The sequence below is a fragment of the Streptomyces sp. BK340 genome (assembly GCF_007827595.1).
Lineage (GTDB): Bacteria > Actinomycetota > Actinomycetes > Streptomycetales > Streptomycetaceae > Streptomyces.
The window spans coordinates 404,895-422,765 of the sequence record NZ_VISR01000001.1 but is presented as its reverse complement, the minus strand read 5'-3'; the positions used below and the strand labels follow the sequence as shown (position 1 = coordinate 422,765).

Annotated in this window: 18 protein-coding genes and 1 riboswitch; of the genes, 9 read left to right on the top strand and 9 right to left on the bottom strand. The window is 72.8% G+C overall.

Annotated elements, in window-relative coordinates:
* Window positions 1-32: 32 nt before the first annotated feature.
* The 4 genes from pknB to thiO form a co-directional block, all read right to left on the bottom strand.
* A complete protein-coding gene (gene pknB / locus FB157_RS01980; protein WP_186581285.1) occupies window positions 33-1,961 on the bottom strand; it encodes a Stk1 family PASTA domain-containing Ser/Thr kinase in 1,929 nt (642 codons plus the stop codon).
* 99 nt (window positions 1,962-2,060) lie between these two features.
* The gene (locus tag FB157_RS01975; RefSeq protein WP_145875267.1) at window positions 2,061-2,855 is read right to left on the bottom strand and encodes a thiazole synthase; all 795 of its coding nucleotides are present in this window, start codon (window positions 2,853-2,855) and stop codon (window positions 2,061-2,063) included.
* 3 nt (window positions 2,856-2,858) lie between these two features.
* A complete protein-coding gene (thiS, locus tag FB157_RS01970; RefSeq protein WP_145875265.1) occupies window positions 2,859-3,071 on the bottom strand; it encodes a sulfur carrier protein ThiS in 213 nt (70 codons plus the stop codon).
* Window positions 3,068-4,228, bottom strand: coding sequence for a glycine oxidase ThiO (thiO, locus tag FB157_RS01965; protein ID WP_145875264.1), 1,161 nt, complete (start codon window positions 4,226-4,228; stop codon window positions 3,068-3,070). The genes thiS and thiO overlap by 4 nt, the downstream gene beginning before the upstream one ends.
* A riboswitch (TPP riboswitch) is annotated at window positions 4,226-4,337 on the bottom strand. Its footprint overlaps the gene before it by 3 nt.
* Window positions 4,338-4,390: 53 nt before the next feature.
* Between thiO and FB157_RS01960 the strand changes: the two genes are divergently transcribed.
* The 6 genes from FB157_RS01960 (at window position 4,391) to FB157_RS01935 (ending at window position 9,387) form a co-directional block, all read left to right on the top strand.
* Window positions 4,391-4,741, top strand: a complete 351-nt coding sequence (locus FB157_RS01960) for a hypothetical protein (RefSeq protein WP_145875262.1) — start codon at window positions 4,391-4,393, stop codon at window positions 4,739-4,741.
* Window positions 4,742-4,773: 32 nt separating this feature from the next.
* Window positions 4,774-6,006, top strand: coding sequence for an NAD(P)/FAD-dependent oxidoreductase (locus FB157_RS01955; RefSeq protein WP_186581284.1), 1,233 nt, complete (start codon window positions 4,774-4,776; stop codon window positions 6,004-6,006).
* Window positions 6,007-6,234: 228 nt separating this feature from the next.
* Window positions 6,235-6,600: an Rv2175c family DNA-binding protein gene (locus FB157_RS01950; protein WP_094220178.1), complete on the top strand. Its 366-nt coding sequence runs from the start codon at window positions 6,235-6,237 to the stop codon at window positions 6,598-6,600.
* An 89-nt stretch (window positions 6,601-6,689) separates the two neighbouring features.
* Entirely contained in the window at window positions 6,690-7,337 is a 648-nt protein-coding gene (thiE, locus tag FB157_RS01945) for a thiamine phosphate synthase (protein WP_145875260.1), read from the top strand.
* A 137-nt stretch (window positions 7,338-7,474) separates the two neighbouring features.
* Window positions 7,475-8,398, top strand: coding sequence for a methylenetetrahydrofolate reductase [NAD(P)H] (gene metF, locus FB157_RS01940; protein ID WP_145875258.1), 924 nt, complete (start codon window positions 7,475-7,477; stop codon window positions 8,396-8,398).
* Between the two features lie 56 nt (window positions 8,399-8,454).
* A complete protein-coding gene (locus FB157_RS01935) occupies window positions 8,455-9,387 on the top strand; it encodes a hypothetical protein (protein ID WP_145875256.1) in 933 nt (310 codons plus the stop codon).
* Window positions 9,388-9,400: 13 nt separating this feature from the next.
* Here FB157_RS01935 and FB157_RS01930 read toward each other — a convergent pair whose 3' ends face one another.
* From FB157_RS01930 to FB157_RS01910, 5 genes are all read right to left on the bottom strand, one after another.
* A complete protein-coding gene (locus FB157_RS01930) occupies window positions 9,401-10,915 on the bottom strand; it encodes an NAD(P)/FAD-dependent oxidoreductase (protein ID WP_186581283.1) in 1,515 nt (504 codons plus the stop codon).
* A gap of 46 nt (window positions 10,916-10,961) precedes the next feature.
* On the bottom strand, window positions 10,962-11,576 hold the full coding sequence (locus tag FB157_RS01925) for a DUF4126 domain-containing protein (RefSeq protein ID WP_145875254.1): 615 nt from the start codon (window positions 11,574-11,576) through the stop codon (window positions 10,962-10,964).
* Between the two features lie 375 nt (window positions 11,577-11,951).
* A complete protein-coding gene (locus FB157_RS01920; protein WP_145875252.1) occupies window positions 11,952-12,581 on the bottom strand; it encodes a TetR/AcrR family transcriptional regulator in 630 nt (209 codons plus the stop codon).
* A gap of 47 nt (window positions 12,582-12,628) precedes the next feature.
* The gene (locus FB157_RS01915) at window positions 12,629-14,713 is read right to left on the bottom strand and encodes a YhgE/Pip family protein (protein WP_145875251.1); all 2,085 of its coding nucleotides are present in this window, start codon (window positions 14,711-14,713) and stop codon (window positions 12,629-12,631) included.
* The gene (locus FB157_RS01910) at window positions 14,685-15,497 is read right to left on the bottom strand and encodes an ATP-binding cassette domain-containing protein (RefSeq protein WP_145875249.1); all 813 of its coding nucleotides are present in this window, start codon (window positions 15,495-15,497) and stop codon (window positions 14,685-14,687) included. The genes FB157_RS01915 and FB157_RS01910 overlap by 29 nt, the downstream gene beginning before the upstream one ends.
* Before the next feature lie 167 nt (window positions 15,498-15,664).
* On the opposite strand from FB157_RS01910, the gene FB157_RS01905 reads away from it, so the two are divergent.
* From FB157_RS01905 to FB157_RS01895, 3 genes are all read left to right on the top strand, one after another.
* The gene (locus FB157_RS01905) at window positions 15,665-16,225 is read left to right on the top strand and encodes an SAV_6107 family HEPN domain-containing protein (RefSeq protein WP_145875248.1); all 561 of its coding nucleotides are present in this window, start codon (window positions 15,665-15,667) and stop codon (window positions 16,223-16,225) included.
* Window positions 16,226-16,349: 124 nt separating this feature from the next.
* The gene (locus FB157_RS01900) at window positions 16,350-17,177 is read left to right on the top strand and encodes a bifunctional 2-polyprenyl-6-hydroxyphenol methylase/3-demethylubiquinol 3-O-methyltransferase UbiG (protein WP_186581282.1); all 828 of its coding nucleotides are present in this window, start codon (window positions 16,350-16,352) and stop codon (window positions 17,175-17,177) included.
* 277 nt (window positions 17,178-17,454) lie between these two features.
* Window positions 17,455-17,841, top strand: coding sequence for a DUF3040 domain-containing protein (locus FB157_RS01895; RefSeq protein WP_145875246.1), 387 nt, complete (start codon window positions 17,455-17,457; stop codon window positions 17,839-17,841).
* Window positions 17,842-17,871: the final 30 nt, after the last annotated feature.

Sequence of the window (17,871 nt, the reverse complement as noted above, 5' to 3'; positions counted from 1 at the left end):
GTTCAGGGTGTCACGCGGCGCGCCGCCCCCGGTCACCGGATGGTGATCGTGATCGTCGACCCCTTGGGCGCCTTCTCGCCGCCCTCCACCGACTGCTTGCGCACGGTGTCGCTGAAGAGCCCGAGCAGGCCCTGGTCCTTCTCGACCTGGAAGCCGGCGTCCTCCAGCGCCTTCGTCGCGTCGTCCACGCTGTCCCCGACGACGTCCGGCACCTCGATCATCTCCGGGCCCTTGGACAGCTTCAGCGTCACCGTGTCGCCCTCGGCGGCCTGCTTGCCGCCCTCCGGGGTCTGCTCGGCCACCTGACCCTTGTCGTACTGGGAATTGACCTGCTCGGTGGAGACGATCACCTTCAGACCGGCGCCCTCCAGCTCCCGCTTGGCGTCGTCCAAGTCGTCACCGGTGACGTCCGGCACGTCGACCGGGTTGCCCTTGCTGACCAGGAGCGCGATCGCCGAGCCCGCGTGCCGCTTGATGCCCGTCTCCGGGTCGGTGCTGATCACCGCGCCCCTCGGGACGCTGTCGCTGAACGCCCGGCTGACCACGCCCGGCTCGAGACCGGCCGCCTTCAGCTTGGCCTGCGCCTTGCCCAACGGGACGCCCGTCAGGTCCGGCACCTTCACGATCTCGGGGCCCCGGGAGACGACGAGCGTCACCGAGTCGTTGCTGCGGATCCGGGCCCCGGCGGCCGGGTCGGTACGGATGACCGCACCCCGCTCGACCGTGTCGCTGTACTCGAGCCTGACCCGCTTGACGTCGAGCCCGGCCGCCGTCAGCTTGGCCTGGGCCTGCGCCTGCGTCTTGGCCAGCAGCTGCGGGACCTCGGTGAACTGCCCCGAGTTGATGTACCAGACGCCGGCACCGACACCGAAGACCACCAGGACCGCCGCGATGAGCGTGATGAGCCCGCGCCGGGGCCGCCCCGGCCGTCGCCGGGGCGCGACGGGCGGGCTGTCCAGCCGGCTGGTGTGCTGGACGGCCGCCACCGGGTCCTCGTCCTCGTTGACGGGCAGCGGCCGGGGCACGGTCAGCGAGCGCGGGATCACACTCGTACGGTCCTCGGCGTTGTCGTGCTCCGCGGACAGCGCCTGCGGCGGCACCGCGTCCAGCTGCTCGGCGCTCAGACCGGCCCGCGCCCGCAGCACCTGGCCGAGCAGCGCCGCCGCGTCCTGCGGCCGGACGTCCGGGGTGCGCGCGGTCGCCGAGGCCACCAGCTCGTCCAGCTCGTACGGCAGCCCCGGCACCTGCGCCGAGGGCGGCGGCACGTCCTCGTGGATGTGCTTGTACAGCACCTGCGCGGGGGAGTCCCCGGAGTGCGGCCGGCCGCCGGTCAGCATCTCGTAGAGGACGACCCCGCACGCGTACACGTCGACACGCGGATCGGCGGTGCCCTGCTCTATCTGCTCGGGCGCGAGGTACGACACGGTCCCGAGCACGGCACCCGTCGTGCTGGTCACGGTGTCCACGGACCGCACGAGCCCGAAGTCGGCGACCTTGACCCGGCCGTCGTCCCCTATCAGCACGTTCTCGGGCTTCATGTCCCGGTGCACGAACCCGGCCCGGTGCGCGGCGCCGAGCGCGGCCAGCACGGGCTCCAGGATGTCCAGCGCCGCCCGCGGCTGCAGCGCGCCCCGCTCGCGCAGCACGTCCCGCAGGGTGCACCCGGCGATGTACTCCATCGCGAGGTACACGTACGACCCGTCGGCGCCCTGGTCGAAGACCTGCACCACGTTGGGGTGGGCCAGCCGGGCGACCGACTTGGCCTCCCGGATGAACCGCTCCACGAACGACCCGTCGGCCGCCAGGGTCGGGTGCATCACCTTGAGCGCGAGAACGCGGTCCAGGCGGGTGTCCAGGGCCCGGTAGACCGTGGCCATCCCACCGACCGCGATCCGCGCATCGACGCGATAGCGTCCGTCGAGCACCTGCCCGACGAGGGGGTCCTGAAGGGTCGTATCCACGCAGGCGAGTGTACGAGGGGTGACCGACAGTCCCGCCCGCTCGGCCGTTCCGGGGACGGAATGCAGCAGAGCTGTGACCCTGGAGGCACACGGCCGGAACTAGAAGGCGGGGCGCTCCGGATCCAGGTGCGCACGGCCCTCGGCCGGGGACGAGGCCTCCGCGAAGTGCCTGCGCGGGATCCGGCCGGCCAGCCGCGCCAGCCGCCCCGCCTCCACCGCGTGCTTCATGGCGGCGGCCATCGTCTCCGGCTGCTGCGCCCGGGTGACGGCCGAGGCGAGCATCACACCCGCGCACCCCAGCTCCATCGCCAGCGCCACGTCCGACGCCGTACCCGCCCCCGCGTCCAGGATCACCGGCACGCGCGCGTGCTCCACGATCAGCTGGAAGTTGTGCGGGTTGCGGATCCCGAGCCCGGAGCCGATCGGCGAGCCCAGCGGCATCACCGCCGCACAGCCCACGTCCTCCAGCTTGCGCGCGAGCACGGGGTCGTCGTTGGTGTACGGCAGCACCGTGAACCCGTCGTCGACCAGCGTCTCGGCCGCCTCCAGCAGTTCCACCGGGTCCGGCAGCAGCGTCCGCTCGTCGGCGATGACCTCCAGCTTGACCAGGTCGGTGCCCAGCGCCTCCCGGGCCAGCCGGGCGGTCAGCACGGCCTCCCCGGCGGTGAAACAGCCCGCCGTGTTCGGCAGCACCTTGATGCCCAGCTTCTCCAGCACCGACAGCACCGAGCCGTGCACCGAGGGATCGACCCGTCGCATGGCCACCGTGGTCAGCTCCGTGCCGGAGGCGACCAGCGCCCGCTCCAGCACGTCCAGGCTCGGTGCGCCGCCGGTGCCCATGATCAGCCGGGAGCCGAGGGGCACACCGCCGAGGACGAAGGGATCGTCGGCCATGGGTCAGCCTCCTTGGACGGCGGTGAGGACTTCGACACGGTCGCCCTCGGCGAGGGCCGTGGTCGCCCACTGCGCGCGCGGGACGACGGTTTCGTTGACGGCGGCGGCCACCCCGGACGGCGCCACCGTGAGGGTCTTCACGAGGGCGTCCAGCGCGGTGCCGGGGGCGACCTGATGGCGCTCCCCGTTCACGGAGACGGTGACGGAGATGTTCATGCGGGCTGCTCCATGAGTGCGGCGCCGAAGCGCTTCGGCGTGAACGGACGGGCCTGTTCGGGCAGTTCGCCGCCGACCAGCAGCTCCGCCATCACGTCCCCGGTGACCGGCGTGAGCAGCACCCCGTTGCGGTAGTGCCCGGTGGCCAGCAGCAGCCCGTCGAGCCCGGACGGGCCGAGCAGCGGCGCATTGTCCGGGGAGCCGGGGCGCAGCCCCGCCAGGGTCTCGGTGAGGGGCAGCTCGGTGATCCCGGGCACCAGCTCATGGGCGTCGCGCAGCAGTTCGTACACGCCCCCGGCGGTGACGGTCGTGTCCCAGCCCAGCTCCTCGCTGGTGGCGCCGACGACCAGCTCGCCGTTCTCCCGGGGCACCAGGTAGACGTGGCTGCCGCGCACCATCGCCCGTACGGTGCGGCTCAGGAAGGGTGCGTACCGGCGCGGCACGGTCAGCCGCAGCACCTGGCCCTTCACCGGCCGCACGGGGGGCAGTACGTCGTCCGGGACGCCCGCGAGACGCCCGCTCAGGCTGCCGCCCGCGAGGACGACCTGTGCCGCGCCCAGCGCGGTGCCGTCCGCCGTGGTGACCCCGGTGGCCCGGTCCCGCGCGACGTCGAGCCGCTCGGCCCAGGACCGGTGGAAGACAACCCCGGCCCGCTCGCAGGCGGTCACCAGGGCCGTGGCCAGCCGCCTCGGGTCGATCTGGTGGTCGCCGTCGACCCGCAGTCCGCCGCGCACCCCGGGCGCGAGCATCGGCTCCAGACGCCGGCACTCCCGCCCGGACAGCCACTCCGACTCCAGGCCCGAACGCTGCTGGAGCGCATGCAGTTCGCGCAGGTGGGCGCGGTCGTCGGCGTCGAGCGCGACGGCGAGCGTGCCGCAGCGGCGGTAGCCGAGGCCGTGGCCGGTCAGTTCGGTCAGCTCGGCCGCGAAGTCCGGGTAGCGGCGGGCGGATTCCAGGTTCAGGGCGAGCAGCGTCTCCTCGCCGTAGTGCAGTTCGGTGACCGCGGCCAGCATGCCCGCCGCGACCCGCGCGGCCCCGCCGCCGGGCCCGGGGTCCACCACAGTCGTGGCGAGCCCGCGCTGCGCGGCCCGCCAGGCCGTGACCAGGCCGATGATTCCGCCCCCGATGACGAGGACGTCGGACGTACGTGACGACATGGGCGTCCAGCCCCTCCCTTCGCCGGCATGACCCGGATCAGGTTCGTACGGTCGGAGGCCGCCAGCCTCCCTCTCAGCCCGGTGCGTCCGGGCTCCCGCGAGTGCTTGTACGGTGGCCACCCTAGCCCGCAGCGCTCGTCACTCGTAAGGGAGCCCCCGGCCATGGCCCGCTCGCTCGACGGACTGATCCTGGCCCCGGTGACGGACCAGGCACCAGGTCAGGTGGGTACCCGCACCCGGTTCGCCTACCACGAGACGGACGGTGCGATCTGGGCCGAGTACGCGGGCGGCGACGTCGTACGGGGCCATCTGGTCGGCACCCGCGAGGGCGACCGGCTGGACTTCCGGTACGTACAGCTCAGGAAGGACGGCACCACCGCCTCGGGGCACTGCGTGTCCACCGTCGTGGAGCTGCCGGACGGGCGGGTGCGGCTGGAGGAGACCTGGGAGTGGGAGTCCCGGCCGGGCGCCGGGACCAGCGTTGTGGAACAGGTCACCGAGCACGCCCGCTGACTGACGAATTGTCAGTTGTCTATGGTGATCGGGTGAGCGAGCAGACACCGCAGCAGGGCACGGCACAGGAGCGGCGCGTGGTCGTCGCGGGCGCGGGCATGGCCGGGGTGCAGACCGCGGTCGCCCTGCGCGAGCAGGGCTTCACGGGCACCGTCACGCTGATCGGCGCCGAGCCCCACCAGCCGTACGACCGGCCGCCGCTGTCCAAGGCCGTGCTGCTCGGCAAGGCCGAGGGTTCCGCCTTCGACGTCGACTTCGAGGCGCTCGGCGTCGAACTGCGGCTCGGCTGCGAGGTGCTGGGCGTGCGCCCCGGCGACCACGAGCTGGACACCGAGGCCGGGCCCGTCCCGTACGACGTGCTGGTCCTCGCCACCGGCGCCGAGCCGATCACGCTGCCGGGCACCGAGGGCGTGCCCGGCGTGCACCTGCTGCGCACCCTGGACGACGCCGAGCGGCTGCGCCCGGTGCTCGCCCGGCAGCACTCCATCGTGGTCGTCGGAGCCGGGTGGATCGGGGCCGAGTTCGCCACCGCGGCCCGCGAGGCGGGCTGCGCGGTGACCGTCGTCGAGGCCGCCGACCGGCCGCTCGCGGGCGCGCTCCCGCCCGAGGTGGCCGCCCCGATGGCCGCCTGGTACGCGGACAGCGGTGCCGAGCTGCGCACCCACGCGCGCGTGGAGCACGTCGAGCCGGGCGCGGTGGTGCTCACCGACGGCACGCGGCTGCCCGCGGACGCCGTCGTCGTCGGCATCGGCGCGCGCCCCGCCACCGCCTGGCTGGCCGGCTCCGGCATCGAGCTGGGCGCGCACGGCGAGGTCGTGGCCGACGCCCACCTGCGCACCCGCGTCGAGGACGTGTACGCGGTCGGCGACTGCGCCTCCTTCCCCTCGGCCCGGTACGGCACCCGGCTGCTGGTCCACCACTGGGACAACGCCCTGCAGGGCCCGCGCACGGTCGCCGCGAACATCCTGGGCGGGACCCCCGTGGTCTACGACCCGGTGCCGTACTTCTGGTCCGAGCAGTTCGGCCGTTTCGTCCAGTACGCCGGGCACCACCCCGCGGCCGACCGCATGGTGTGGCGCGGCGACCCGGCGGCCCCGGCCTGGACCGTGTGCTGGCTGCGCGAGGACCGGCTGGTGGCCCTGCTGGCCGTGGGCCGGCCGCGTGATCTGGCCCAGGGCCGCCGTCTGATCGAGGCGGGCCGACGCATGGATCCGCAGGCGCTGACCGACCTGGCGCGGCCCCTGAAGGACGCCACCGTCGGCTAGGGGGTTTCGTTCGGATCGGGTCGGATCAGGCCGCGGCGTCCGGTGCGGTGCATCGCAAGGCGGAGGATCACCCGCGTACTGGGCGTACTCGGGTGGTCCGACAACGCGGCGAGGTGCCGTGCCGGGCGTCGCGGACCCGGGCTGATCCAAACGAAACCCCCTAGGCACGTCCTCCCGGGCGGACCGGCCTGACTTCCGACTGCCGGTGGGGGATGGCAGGCTTGTCCCGTGACCGAGATTGACGCAAAGATCGATGCTCTCGTCCCCGCCTGGCTCACCCTCCCCGACATCGCAGAGATGCTCGACGTCGAGGTGACGCGTGTGCGGCAGCTGGTCAAGGAGGGCCAGCTCATCGCCGTACGCCGAGGTGAGAACCGGGCGCTGCACGTCCCCGCCGCCTTCATCGACGGGGACAAGGTCGTCAAGGGCCTGTCCGGGACCCTGACGCTCCTGAGGGACGACGGCTTCACCGACGAAGAGATGATCGAGTGGCTCTTCACCCCCGACCCGACCCTGCCCGGCACCCCCGCGCAGGCGCTGAGCGAGAATCGCGGCACGGAGGTGAAGCGCCGCGCCCAGGCGCTCGCCGTCTGAACCGACCCGCACCACGGGTGGCGTAGGGGCTCCGGCCCGTACGCCACCCGCTCGCCCGCCCATGTACACCGACGACGGGGGACCCACGCATGTCCGACACCGCCCGCGGCGGCCTCGCCGAGGCCCGCCTCTACCTCTGCACGGACGCCCGCCGCCGGCAGGGCGACCTCGCCGAGTTCCTGGACGCGGTCCTGGCCGGCGGTGTCGACATCGTGCAGCTGCGCGACAAGGGCATGGAGGCCGCCGAGGAGCTGGAGCACCTGGCGGTCTTCGCCGACGCCTGCGCCCGGCACGGCAAGCTGCTCGCGGTCAACGACCGGGCCGACGTCGCCCACGCCGCCTCCGCCGGCGTGCTGCACCTCGGCCAGGGCGACCTCCCGGTTCCCGCGGCCCGCGCGATCCTCGGCGACGACGTCCTGATCGGCCGCTCCACGCACGCCGAGTCCGAGGCGGCCGCGGCCGCCGCCCAGGAGGGCGTGGACTACTTCTGCACCGGGCCCTGCTGGCCCACGCCCACCAAGCCCGGCCGGCACGCCCCGGGCCTCGACCTGGTCCGGTACACCGCCGCCCTGGGCACCGACCGCCCCTGGTTCGCGATCGGCGGCATCGACCTCGGCAACCTGGACGAGGTGCTGGACGCGGGGGCCCGCCGGGTGGTCGTGGTCCGTGCGATCACCGAGGCCGACGACCCCGCGGCCGCGGCGGCGGAGTTCGCGAAGCGACTGCGGCAGGCGTAGGCCCGGTCCCGGTCCGGACCCGGGCCTGTCCACTTCCTGTCCATGTTTTTGTCCAATGGGTGGACAGGAATCCGACAATTCGGGCAAATTTCCGGTGCCCGGTTGGGGGACCGCCCACCCCTGGCTAACCTGCCGGTATGGCCCTCGGAACCGCATCCACCAGGACTGATCGAGCACGCACCGTGCGCGACATCCTTGCCGCCGGCAAGAAGACGTACTCGTTCGAGTTCTACGCGCCCAAGACCCCCAAGGGTGAGCGGAACCTGTGGAACGCGCTGCGGAGGGTCGAGGCGGTGGCCCCCGACTTCGTCTCGGTCACCTACGGCGCCGGCGGCTCCACGCGCACGACGACGGTCAAGGAGACCCAGCAGATCGTCGTGGACACGACGCTCACCCCGGTCGCCCACCTCACCGCGGTCGACCACTCCATCGCCGAGCTGCGCAACATCATCGGCCAGTACGCGGACGCCGGCATCCGCAACATGCTCGCCGTCCGCGGCGACCCGCCCGGCGACCCGATGGGCGACTGGGTCCCGCACCCGAGCGGCCTGACGTACGCGGCCGAACTCGTCCGGCTCATCAAGGAGTCGGGCGACTTCTGCGTGGGCGTCGCCGCGTTCCCGGAGATGCACCCGCGGTCCGTCGACTGGGACACCGATGTCGCGCACTTCGTCGACAAGTGCCGTGCGGGCGCCGACTACGCCATCACGCAGATGTTCTTCCAGCCGGAGTCGTACCTGCGGCTGCGCGACCGGGTCGAAGCGGCGGGCTGCGACACCCCGGTCATCCCCGAGGTCCTTCCTGTCACCAGCGTGAAGATGCTGGAACGGTTGCCCAAACTCAGCACGGCGCAGTTCCCGGACGCCCTGAAAGAGCGGATCCTCACAGCGAAGGACGATCCGGCGGCGGTACGCTCCATCGGTATCGAGTTCGCCACGGAGTTCTGCGCACGGCTGCTGGACGAGGGAGTGCCCGGACTGCACTTCATCACCCTGAACAACTCCACGGCGACCCTGGAAATCTACGAGAACCTGGGCCTGCACCACCCCCCGCAGGCCTAGACCGGCCGCACCGCGATACGACACACTGCGTAGCGGTCACTGGGAGAGGGGCGTACATGGGCTGGACGGTCCTCTACATCGCGTTCGGCATCGTCGCACTGTGGTTGCTCGGCGAGGTGCTGCTTCAGTACAAGGCACGGCTGCGCTGGCGGCTGCTCGCCTTCGTCGGCTTCCTCGGTGTCGTGATCGGCGTGCTCATGCCGTCCGTCATCGTGATCGGTGTGGGCGCGATCGCCTTCGCGCTCGGCCAGACCTACGTCACGCTGTCCTTCCGCCGCGGCTTCGCCGCCGGCTGGGCGGTCAAGCGTCCCGACGCCGAGGCCGAGGGCGGGAGCAGCAAGCGCCGCCGCGGCAGGGCGGACCGGCAAGACCCGAGCCTCGAGGTCTCCGACCTGGAGGCCGCCGACGGCGACGACCGCGACGCCGACTACCGCCGTGACCAGCAGGCCTACGGCGAGGACGACTACGACCACGACCACGACGACGTCTTCACCCCGGGCCGCCCGGCCGACCCCACGGCAGCCGAGACCACCGCCGTCTACGAGCCCCAGCCCCTCCCGGACGACACAGGCTCCTACGGCGTCTACGGCGACACCGCCTACGCGGGTGCGGCCCAGGCCCAGGCCGCCGAGCAGAACTACGCCTACGACTACTCGGGCTACGCCCAGCAGGGCTACGGCTACGACACCGGCGGCCAGCAGCAGGGCTACGCCAACTACTCCGACCCGTACATCGGCACCCAGTCCTACGGCGGCACCTCGTACGGCACCGGCTACGACCAGCAGCAGTACGCCCAGCAGGGCTACGGCCAGGACCCGTACGCCACCGGCGGCTACGGGGAGACCCCGGCCGGCGGAGTCTGGGTCCCGCAGCAGCGCAACGACGAGACCTACGGCGGCGAACTCCCGCAGGAGCAGCCGTATCCCTACCAGGGCCACGAGCAGCAGCCCCAGCCCGGCTCCGGGTACGACGAGCAGTACCGCTTCTGAGGCCTGCCGCGGCTCACTGCGAGCCGCGGAACTCCGGCCCCTCCACGATCAGCCCGGCCACCAGCGCACCCGACATGCCGGCGTGCGGGAGACCGCCGCCGGGGTGCGACCAGCCGCCCACCCGGTACAGCCCGGGCAGGCGGGTGGTGTTCGCCGGGTACAGGTAACGGCCCCGGCCGGCGGCGAGCGCGGGAGCGGGCACGGCCCCGAACCGGGCACCCGTCTCCTCCTCCGTGTGCACGGGTGTGCGCACCTCGTGCCACAGCAGGCGCTCCCGCAGCCCGGGCACCGCGCGCTCGGCGGCTTCCAGCAGGAAGTCCGTGTAGCTCCGGACCGTGCCCTCGTCCTCCCAGGCGGCCTCGGCCGACACCACGGCGGACACCACCACGGACTCGTGCGCTTCGTCCGGTCTGAGCGCGGGGTCGTCCGGGCGCAGCACGGTCACCGTGGGACACACGGGCCGGTCGCCGCCGGGCGAGGCCAGGAAGTCCAGCTCGGTCTCGGCGTCCGGCGCGTGGACGACCGTGCGGTGGACGGCCCCGGACTCGCGACCGCCCCGCAGGGCCAGCAGGGCCGTCAACCGTCCGGGCCGGGGCAGGACCGGATCATCGGCCCGCACGTCCCCGTCCGCGTCCAGCGGATGTTCCGTCAGGGCCCGCAGCCGCGCCGGGTCCACGTCCGCCACCACGTGGTCCGCCTCGGCCACCGAGCCGTCGGCAAGCTCCACCCCCGCCGCCCGGCCGTCCTTCTCCAGGATCCCGGTCACCTCGGCGCCGAAGCTGAACTCGACCCTCCGCCGCAGGCACCGCTCGTACACCGCGCGCGCCAGCTCCCGGATGCCCCCGCGCACGTACCAGGTGCCGAAGGCGTGCTCCATGTACGGCAGCACGGCCGCGCTCGCCGGAGCGGTCCGGGGATCGAGGCCGTACCCGAGCACATGGCTCTCCAGGAGGGCCGCCAGACGCTCGTCGCGCAGCTCCCAGGAACCGATCTCGGCCGGCGTGCCCGCCCGGCGCGTGCGCAGCAGCCGCTTGTGCGGGACCGCCGGATAGGGCTCCCGCGCGGCCAGCACCTGCCAGTCGGGCCACAGGGGCTCCTCCAGCAGCGGCCTGCGCGTGCGGTCCCAGGCCTCGCGGGCCCGCACCAGGAAGTCGCCCCAGCGCTGCCCGGCCCCCGCGCCCAGCGCCTCGTCCAGGGCGGCGACGACACCCGCGCGCGAGGCGTTCGGCAGGGACACCCGCGTGCCGTCCGCGAAGACGTGCCGCGCGGCCGGGTCGACCTGGACCAGCTCGACGACGTCCTCCAGCGGCTCCTTGCCGGTCTTGACGAACAGATCGCGGTACACGGCGGGCAGCGTCAGCAGCCCGGGGCCGGTGTCGAAGGCGAATCCGTCCCGCTCGAAGCGGCGCACCGCGCCGCCGTACGTGTCCGTACGCTCGTACACCGCCACCCGGTGGCCCGCGACGGCCAGCCGGGCAGCGGCCGCCATCGCGCCCATCCCGGCGCCGATCACCGCAATCCGTGCCATGCCTGCGACTTTATCGACCGCCACCGACAACGCGGCCCGCGGGCGGTCAGCCGGGCGGTCCGGGCACCTGCTGGGCCAGCCGCCGTTCCTCCCGCCGCTGGGCCCGGCGCCGCAGGAAGCGCCGGATCCGCGAGATCAGGAACACCAGCACCACGAGCCCGGAGACGAGCAGCACCGCCGCGACGACCGCGGCGGCCTCCGGATGGAATATCGCGAACGTGACGAGGCCGGCCACCCCGAGATCCTCGGCGAGGCTCAGCACGAAGTTGCTGACCGGCTCAGGTGAGGTGTTGACCGCCATCCGCGTCCCGGTCTTCACGGTGTGACTGGCCAGCGCGGTCGAACCGCCGATCAGCCCGGCCGCCACGTCCGACAGCGAACCGCTGTGCCCGGCGAGCAGAGCCCCGACCCAGGCGCCCGCGAGCGGCCGGACGACCGTGTGCACGGAGTCCCACGCCGAGTCGACGTACGGGATCTTGTCGGCCACCGCCTCGCACAGGAACAGCACGCCGGCCACGATCAGCACCTCGGGGCGCTGCAACGCCTGCGGGACGTCGTCGCTCACCCCCGTCACGCCGAAGAGGCCGAGCAGCAGCACCACCGCATAGGCGTTGATGCCGCTGGCCCAGCCGCTGGTGAAGACCAAGGGGAGTACGGACACGGAGGCGATCGTAGCCAGTCGGCGGGCCGGCGTCGTGGGCCCGTGCACACACGCGTGAGTATCCGTACCTAGGCACCGAGATGAGTACGCGCGCGGATGGGGCGGGACAGGCGTGGACGGGAGAGTGGAGACACGGCAAGGGGGCGCGGACCGGCACCGCCGACACGGGGCGGCGGAGCGGCGCCCGCGCCCTGGCCGCTCCTTCCGCCGATCCGTCGGCGGAAGCGAGGCACGGGGGGCCCGGGGCAGACCACCACGGGGGACCGAAGGGGGAATCCGTACGGGGGGAGCACGGGGGAGTACGGGAAGTACGGGGGAGTGGGAAGGCGCCGGTCCGGCCGACGGACCGGCGCCTTCCGTGTGCTCGCGGTGGGCTCAGCCCTTCCCGCTCACGCGCCCCTGGAGCAGCCGGGACAGGGCCGCGTGCACGTCGTCCAGAGAGCGCTCCGGCTGGAAGGACTTCCAGTCCAGGGCGGCCACCAGGACCATGCCGACCAGCGCGGCCGCCGTCAGCTGGACGTCGATCTCGTCGCTGAACTCGCCGGCCGCCACACCCTCGCGCAGCACCCCCTCGACGACCGCTACGGCCTCCTGCCGCACCACCATCAAGGTGGACTGCCAGGCGCGGTTGGTGCGCCACAGTTCGGCCACGTAGAGCTGGGTGAAGGCCGGGTAGCGGTCGATGAAGACCAGTCCGGCGCGGACCATCGCGTCCAGCGCGTCCACCTTGCTGCCGCCCTCGGCCGCGGTCCGCTCGGCCGCCTCCCGCAGAGAGGCGGTGAGGAGGCCCACGCCGTGCCGCAGCAGCTCCTCGAAGAGGACCGACTTGCTCGCGAAGTTGTAGTAGACCGTGCCCTTCGCGACTCCGGCCCGCTCGGCGATCTCGTCCACCGTGGTGGCGGAGAAGCCCTGCTCGGCGATGAGTGTGACGGCCGCCTCGTAGAGCTTCTGCCGGGTCGCCTCGCGGCGCGTGCTGGTGCCGGACGTGGCGCTGCTGCTTTCCATGGCCCTGATTGTCACAGGTAAGCGCGCCTGCAGGGGCGTCTTGGCGATCACAGGCTCAGCTCCGGGTGCAGCCGGTCCAGCGTCCACACCTGGCGGCGCCGGGCCGCGAGCGCGGTCAGGGCCAGGGCGCCCGCGGTGAACGCGGCCAGTACCCCGCACGCCAGCCACACCGGGCCGAGCCCGCCGCCCGTGATCAGCCGGCGCAGGGCCGCCACGATGTAGCTCATCGGCAGGAACGGGTGGAGGGCGTTGAAGAAGCCCGGACTGGTCTGCACCGGGTAGGTGCCGCCCGCCGAGGTCAGCTGGAGCATCAGCAGGGCCAGCACGAGGATCCGGCCGGCCGCACCGAAGCGGGCGTTGAGCCACTGCACGATCGCGGCGAAACACGCCGTCACCAGGAACAGGAAGCCGACCGTGCCGGCCGCCCGCGCCATCTGCAGGCCGATCGCCCAGTGCAGCACGGACATCAGGGCCGCCGTCTGCAGCACGCCCACCGCGGCCACCGGCAGCCAGCCGGCCAGCGCGATCCGCCAGGCCGGCGAACCGGCCGCCAGGGCACGCCGGTTGAGCGGCGGGATCAGCATGTACGCCACCATCGCGCCCACCCACAGGGACAGGGGGATGAAGTAAGGGGCGAAGCCGGTGCCGTAGTTGGGCGCCTTGTGCAGGTCGTGGGTGGCGAGCTGGACCGGGTCGGCCATCACGCCGGTGTGCTGGTCGCGGTCCTGCTTGTCGTAGTCGGGGATCTTCTTCGCGCCGTCGTGCAGACCGCCGGCGAGCTTTCCGGAGCCGTCGACCAGCTTGTACATGCCGCCGCTCAGGGTCTGGGCGCCCGACTCGGCCGTCCCGATGCCCTGGTCGAGCTTCACCGCGCCGGTGCCGGCGGTACCCAGTCCGGCATGGAGCTTCTTGGCGCCGGCGGCGACCTCGGCCGCGCCGCCGTTCAGCTTGTTGATCTTCGTGACGGCGTCGTTCACGTCCTCGTAGAGGTGCGGCGCGCGCTCGGCCAGGGCCTCGGCCTGCGTCTGGAGCTTGGTGAGGTTGGTCCGCAGCGTCTTCAGGTCGCCGTTCTGGTCGGCGATCAGGGTGTTGAGGTCGTCGGCGACGGTGGCCACGTCGGCCGCCGCCTGCCTGGCCTTCTTCAGGTCGGGGCAGACGGGGTCGGGGATCGCCGCGCTCGCGCAGCGCGCCTGGTAGACCTCGTCCAGGACGGCCGCGGACGCGTGGGCCGTCCGTGCGGCGCCCGGCGCGAGCTTCACCAGGTCGTCGAGGTTGCGGCGGACCGCCTCGGCCGAGTCGGCGACCAGCCGAGCGGTGTCCCCGATGGTCTTCTCGTTGTCCTTCAGGAACGGTCCGGCCTTGCGGTAGACGCCGTTGACGTTGTCGGCGAGGGTCTGGGTGCCGTCCGCGACCCGCTGCGAGCCGTTCTCCAGGTCGCTCGAGCCCTGGGTGAGCTTCGTCAGGCCCTTGGAGAGCCTGCCGCTGCCGCCCTTGGCGTCCTTCAGGCCGTCGGCGAGATCCTTGGATCCCTTCTCCGCCTTCCCGAGGCCCCCCTTGAGCCGGTCGGCGCCCTCGGCCGCCGTCACGGTCTTGTCGTGGATGCCGGAGAAGGAGATGAAGATCTTGTCCAGGAAGGTCCGGGACGCATGGGTGGATGCGGCCCTGCGGACCTCGTTGAAGACCGTCCGGGAGATCTGGCCGACGATGTAGTTGTTCGCGTCGTTCGTGCGCACCCGCAGCGCGCCCGTCTCCGGGGAGTCCCCCGAGCTGGAGGCGATCCGGTCACTGAAGTCGGCCGGCATCGTCAGCGACAGGTAGTAGGTGCCGTCCTCGACGCCCCTGCGGGCCTCGGCGTCGCTCACCTCGTGCCACGCGAAGGTCTTGCTGTCGCGGAGCCCGGCCATGATGTCGTCGCCGGCCGTGATCTTCTTCCCGCCCGTCGTGGCACCCTTGTCGTCGTTCACCAGGGCCACCGGGATGCGGTCCAGACGGCCGTACGGGTCCCAGAAGGACCACAGGTACAGGGCGCCGTAGAGCAGGGGCAGCACGAGCAGCGCGACCAGGGCGGCGCGCGGCAGCTTCCCGCGTCCGAAGCGCCTCAGCTCAAGCGCGGCCAGCCTGGGCGAGCGCATCGGCCTCCTCCTTCGTCTCGTTCTTCGCGCTGTTGTCGTCGCTCTCGGCTTCGCTCCGGCCGCTCTCGTCCTCGCCGCGCAGGGCGCTCCTGTCCTCGCCGCGCAGGGTGGGGACGACGACGCAGTCCTCGGGGGCGGTGCGGCACACCGCCACGACCGTGGTGCCCGCGCGCGCGAGGGACCGCAGCAGGTCCCAGACCTCGGCGCGCTCGGCGTCCGAGAGCTTCGTCTCGACGTCGTCCACACCGAGCAGCCCGGGCCGGCCGAGCAGAGCCAGCGCGACGGACAGGCGCAGCTCCTCGAGCCGCTCCAGATCGCGTACGGCCGTGCGGGGGCCCTTGGGGAGTGCGTCGAGGTCGAGTCCGGCGGCGGCCAGGGCCGCTTCGACGCGCTGCTGCGCCGTACGGGCCCGGTCCGCCCGGCGGCGCAGCAGCAGGCGCGGCGAGTCGCCGAACCTGCGCTGCAGCAGGGCCCGTTCCCGCAGGTGCTCCCCGACGGTCAGGGCCGGTTCCAGGTCGGTGACACCGGCCACGTTGGCCACGGCGGTGACGCGGCGCACGGCCGCCAGGTGCCGCGGGATGCCGGACCCGCCCACGGTGGCCGTGCCCGCGGTGGCCTTCATCCGTCCCGTGAGCGCGAGCAGGAGGCACGTACGGCCGGAGCCGGACGGTCCCTCGATCGCGATCAGCGAACCGGGCTTCGCGTCGAAGGTGATGTCCCGGAAGGCCCACCCCCGCGGCCCCTTGAGCCCTAGGCCCTCGGCTGTGACGTCCACGCCGTCCACAAGCCCCCCTGCCTGCTTGCATCATTTTGAACTGACTGGTCAGTGCAAAAATACGCCCGAACCTACGATCGAAGCAAAAGCCCAGGCCAGAACGGATTGTCAGTGCCATATCGCACGATGGGCACATACGGCACCTGTGCCGTCACCCAGACGACAGGAGGTTCGTCATGGCCAACTCGTCCGCAGCCGCCCACCGGCGCCGCGCCACCGGCCCTGCCCCCTCACTGACCGGCCCGGCGAGCGATGTGCACCCCGTGCTCCGCCGGGCCACGGCCCCGCCCGCCGCCCTCGACCTGCTGACGCTGGCCAGGTCCGGCCTCGAGGAGGCCGCCGCCCTGGAAACCCCCAACGAGCGCTATGCGACGGCCCACCTCGCCGCGCTGCGCACCGCCGCCGCCGTGCTCGCCGCCCGGGCCCGGCCCGAGACCTCCCCGCGCCGCCGGGCCCGGATCCGCAGCGCCTGGGAGGTGCTCCCCGAGATCGCCCCCGAACTGACCGAGTGGAGCGCGCTCTTCGCCTCCGGCGCCGCCCGCCGGGCCCGCGCCGAGGCGGGTATCCGGGGCGCGGCCGGACAGCGGGACGCCGACGACCTGATACGCGACGCGGCGATGTTCCTCCGCATCGTCGAGCGGATGCTGGTGCTCCAGCCCGTCCTGCCCCAGCCCCGGCAGGACACCGACGAGCGCGGCGGCCCGGGCCCGCACGGCGGTCTCCCGGACGCGGGCTGACCGGCGGCGGTCCACCGGCCGGAACGGACACGGCAGTGCACCTCCGCGGTGACCAGGTACGGCGACGGAGGCAATAGGGTGGAGTCCGCCTGAAGCCTTCCGCCTTGCCGAGGAGTCAACTGCCGTGTCGGACCCGATGCGCCCGCCCGTCTCCCCCGACCACCCTCACACGACGTCGCTGCGCTCCGGCTCCTCCCGACCCCGCGCCTCTCTCCGTACCGCCGTGGTCTGGGAGGTCCTCCAGGACGCCCTCGACCGCCGGATCAAGGCCACGGGGCGGGACTCGCTGGACGTGCTCGACACCGGAGGCGGCAGCGGCAACTTCGCCGTGCCCCTCGCCCGTCTCGGTCACCGTGTCACCGTCGTCGACCCCAGCCCGAACGCGCTGTTCGCACTGGAGCGCCGAGCCGCCGAGGCCGGTGTCGCCGACCGGGTCAAGGGTGTCCAGGGCGATGCCCTCGGCCTGTTCGAGGTGGTCGAGCGCGGTGGCTACGACGCCGTGCTGTGCCACGGCGTCCTGGAGTACGTCGACGACCCCGCCGAGGGCCTGCGCAACGCGGTCGCCGCGCTGCGCCCCGAGGGCGTCCTCAGCGTGCTCGCCGCCGGTCTCGGCGGTGCCGTCCTCGCCCGGGCCCTCGCCGGTCACTTCACGGAGGCCAAGCAGGCCCTGGAGAACCCGGAGGGCCGCTGGGGCGCCGGCGACCCGATGCCGCGCCGCTTCACCGCGGAACAGCTCACCGCGCTGGTCGAGGGTGCGGGCCTGAGCGTCGGTGCGGTGCACGGCGTGCGGGTCTTCGCCGACCTGGTGCCCGGCGTCCTCGTGGACACCGAGCCCGGCGCCCTCGACGCCCTGCTCAAGCTGGAGGCCGCGGCGGCCGAGCTGCCCGCCTTCCACTCCGTCGCCACCCAGCTTCATGTGCTCGGTGAGACGCGGGGGGCGGCGGGGACCTGAGCGGCGTTCCGGGACCCGGCGCTGATCAGGGACTTGGCGGCAGATGGAGTACGCCACAAGACCCCCGATCGAGCGGTTTGCGCCGTATGATCGAGGTATACCGTCCGGCATGACGGCTCGGCCGCCGGGGAATGGAAGCCTCAGCGAGCCGGGACGGCCATGGCGGATTCCGGTTGGCCTATTGGCGTAGAGGGGCGGGTTTCACGGGGGCGATTCCCTGCCTATCCTGAAGGGACCCCCCGGGTCGCCCCGGCGACTGCACGATGAGGAGGACTCCGTGCCGCTCTCGGAGCACGAGCAGCGCATGCTCGAGCAGATGGAGCGAGCGCTGTACGCCGAAGATCCCAAGTTCGCGTCGGCGCTTGAGGGAAGTGGGCTGCGGACGTACACCCGGCGGCGGGTCTACCAGGCGGTCGTGGGCTTCCTCGTGGGTATCGCGCTCCTCATGGCCGGAATGGTCGCACAGCAGATCTGGGTCAGCGTGGTGGGCTTCCTCGTCATGCTGGGATGTGCCGTACTCGCGGTCACAGGCTGGCGGAAGGCACCCAAGCCGGGTGAGCAGCCCGCGGCCGCCCCGCGCCGCCAGGTACGGCAGAAGCGTTCCATGATGGACCGGATCGAGCAGCGCTGGCAGCGCCGCAGGGACGAGCAGCAGGGCCACTAGCCGTTCGCCGGTTCGCGCACACCACAGCAG

Bases quoted from the DNA above. Each gene is read 5' to 3' on its own strand.
- metF (WP_145875258.1), top strand. From the start codon at position 7,475: ATGGCCCTCGGAACCGCATCCACCAGGACTGATCGAGCACGCACCGTG.
- FB157_RS01905 (WP_145875248.1), top strand. From the start codon at position 15,665: ATGGCCAACTCGTCCGCAGCCGCCCACCGGCGCCGCGCCACCGGCCCT.
- FB157_RS01960 (WP_145875262.1), top strand. From the start codon at position 4,391: ATGGCCCGCTCGCTCGACGGACTGATCCTGGCCCCGGTGACGGACCAG.
- FB157_RS01920 (WP_145875252.1), bottom strand. From the start codon at position 12,581: ATGGAAAGCAGCAGCGCCACGTCCGGCACCAGCACGCGCCGCGAGGCG.
- thiE (WP_145875260.1), top strand. From the start codon at position 6,690: ATGTCCGACACCGCCCGCGGCGGCCTCGCCGAGGCCCGCCTCTACCTC.
- thiS (WP_145875265.1), bottom strand. From the start codon at position 3,071: ATGAACATCTCCGTCACCGTCTCCGTGAACGGGGAGCGCCATCAGGTC.
- FB157_RS01915 (WP_145875251.1), bottom strand. From the start codon at position 14,713: ATGCGCTCGCCCAGGCTGGCCGCGCTTGAGCTGAGGCGCTTCGGACGC.
- FB157_RS01935 (WP_145875256.1), top strand. From the start codon at position 8,455: ATGGGCTGGACGGTCCTCTACATCGCGTTCGGCATCGTCGCACTGTGG.
- FB157_RS01975 (WP_145875267.1), bottom strand. From the start codon at position 2,855: ATGGCCGACGATCCCTTCGTCCTCGGCGGTGTGCCCCTCGGCTCCCGG.
- FB157_RS01930 (WP_186581283.1), bottom strand. From the start codon at position 10,915: ATGGCACGGATTGCGGTGATCGGCGCCGGGATGGGCGCGATGGCGGCC.
- thiO (WP_145875264.1), bottom strand. From the start codon at position 4,228: ATGTCGTCACGTACGTCCGACGTCCTCGTCATCGGGGGCGGAATCATC.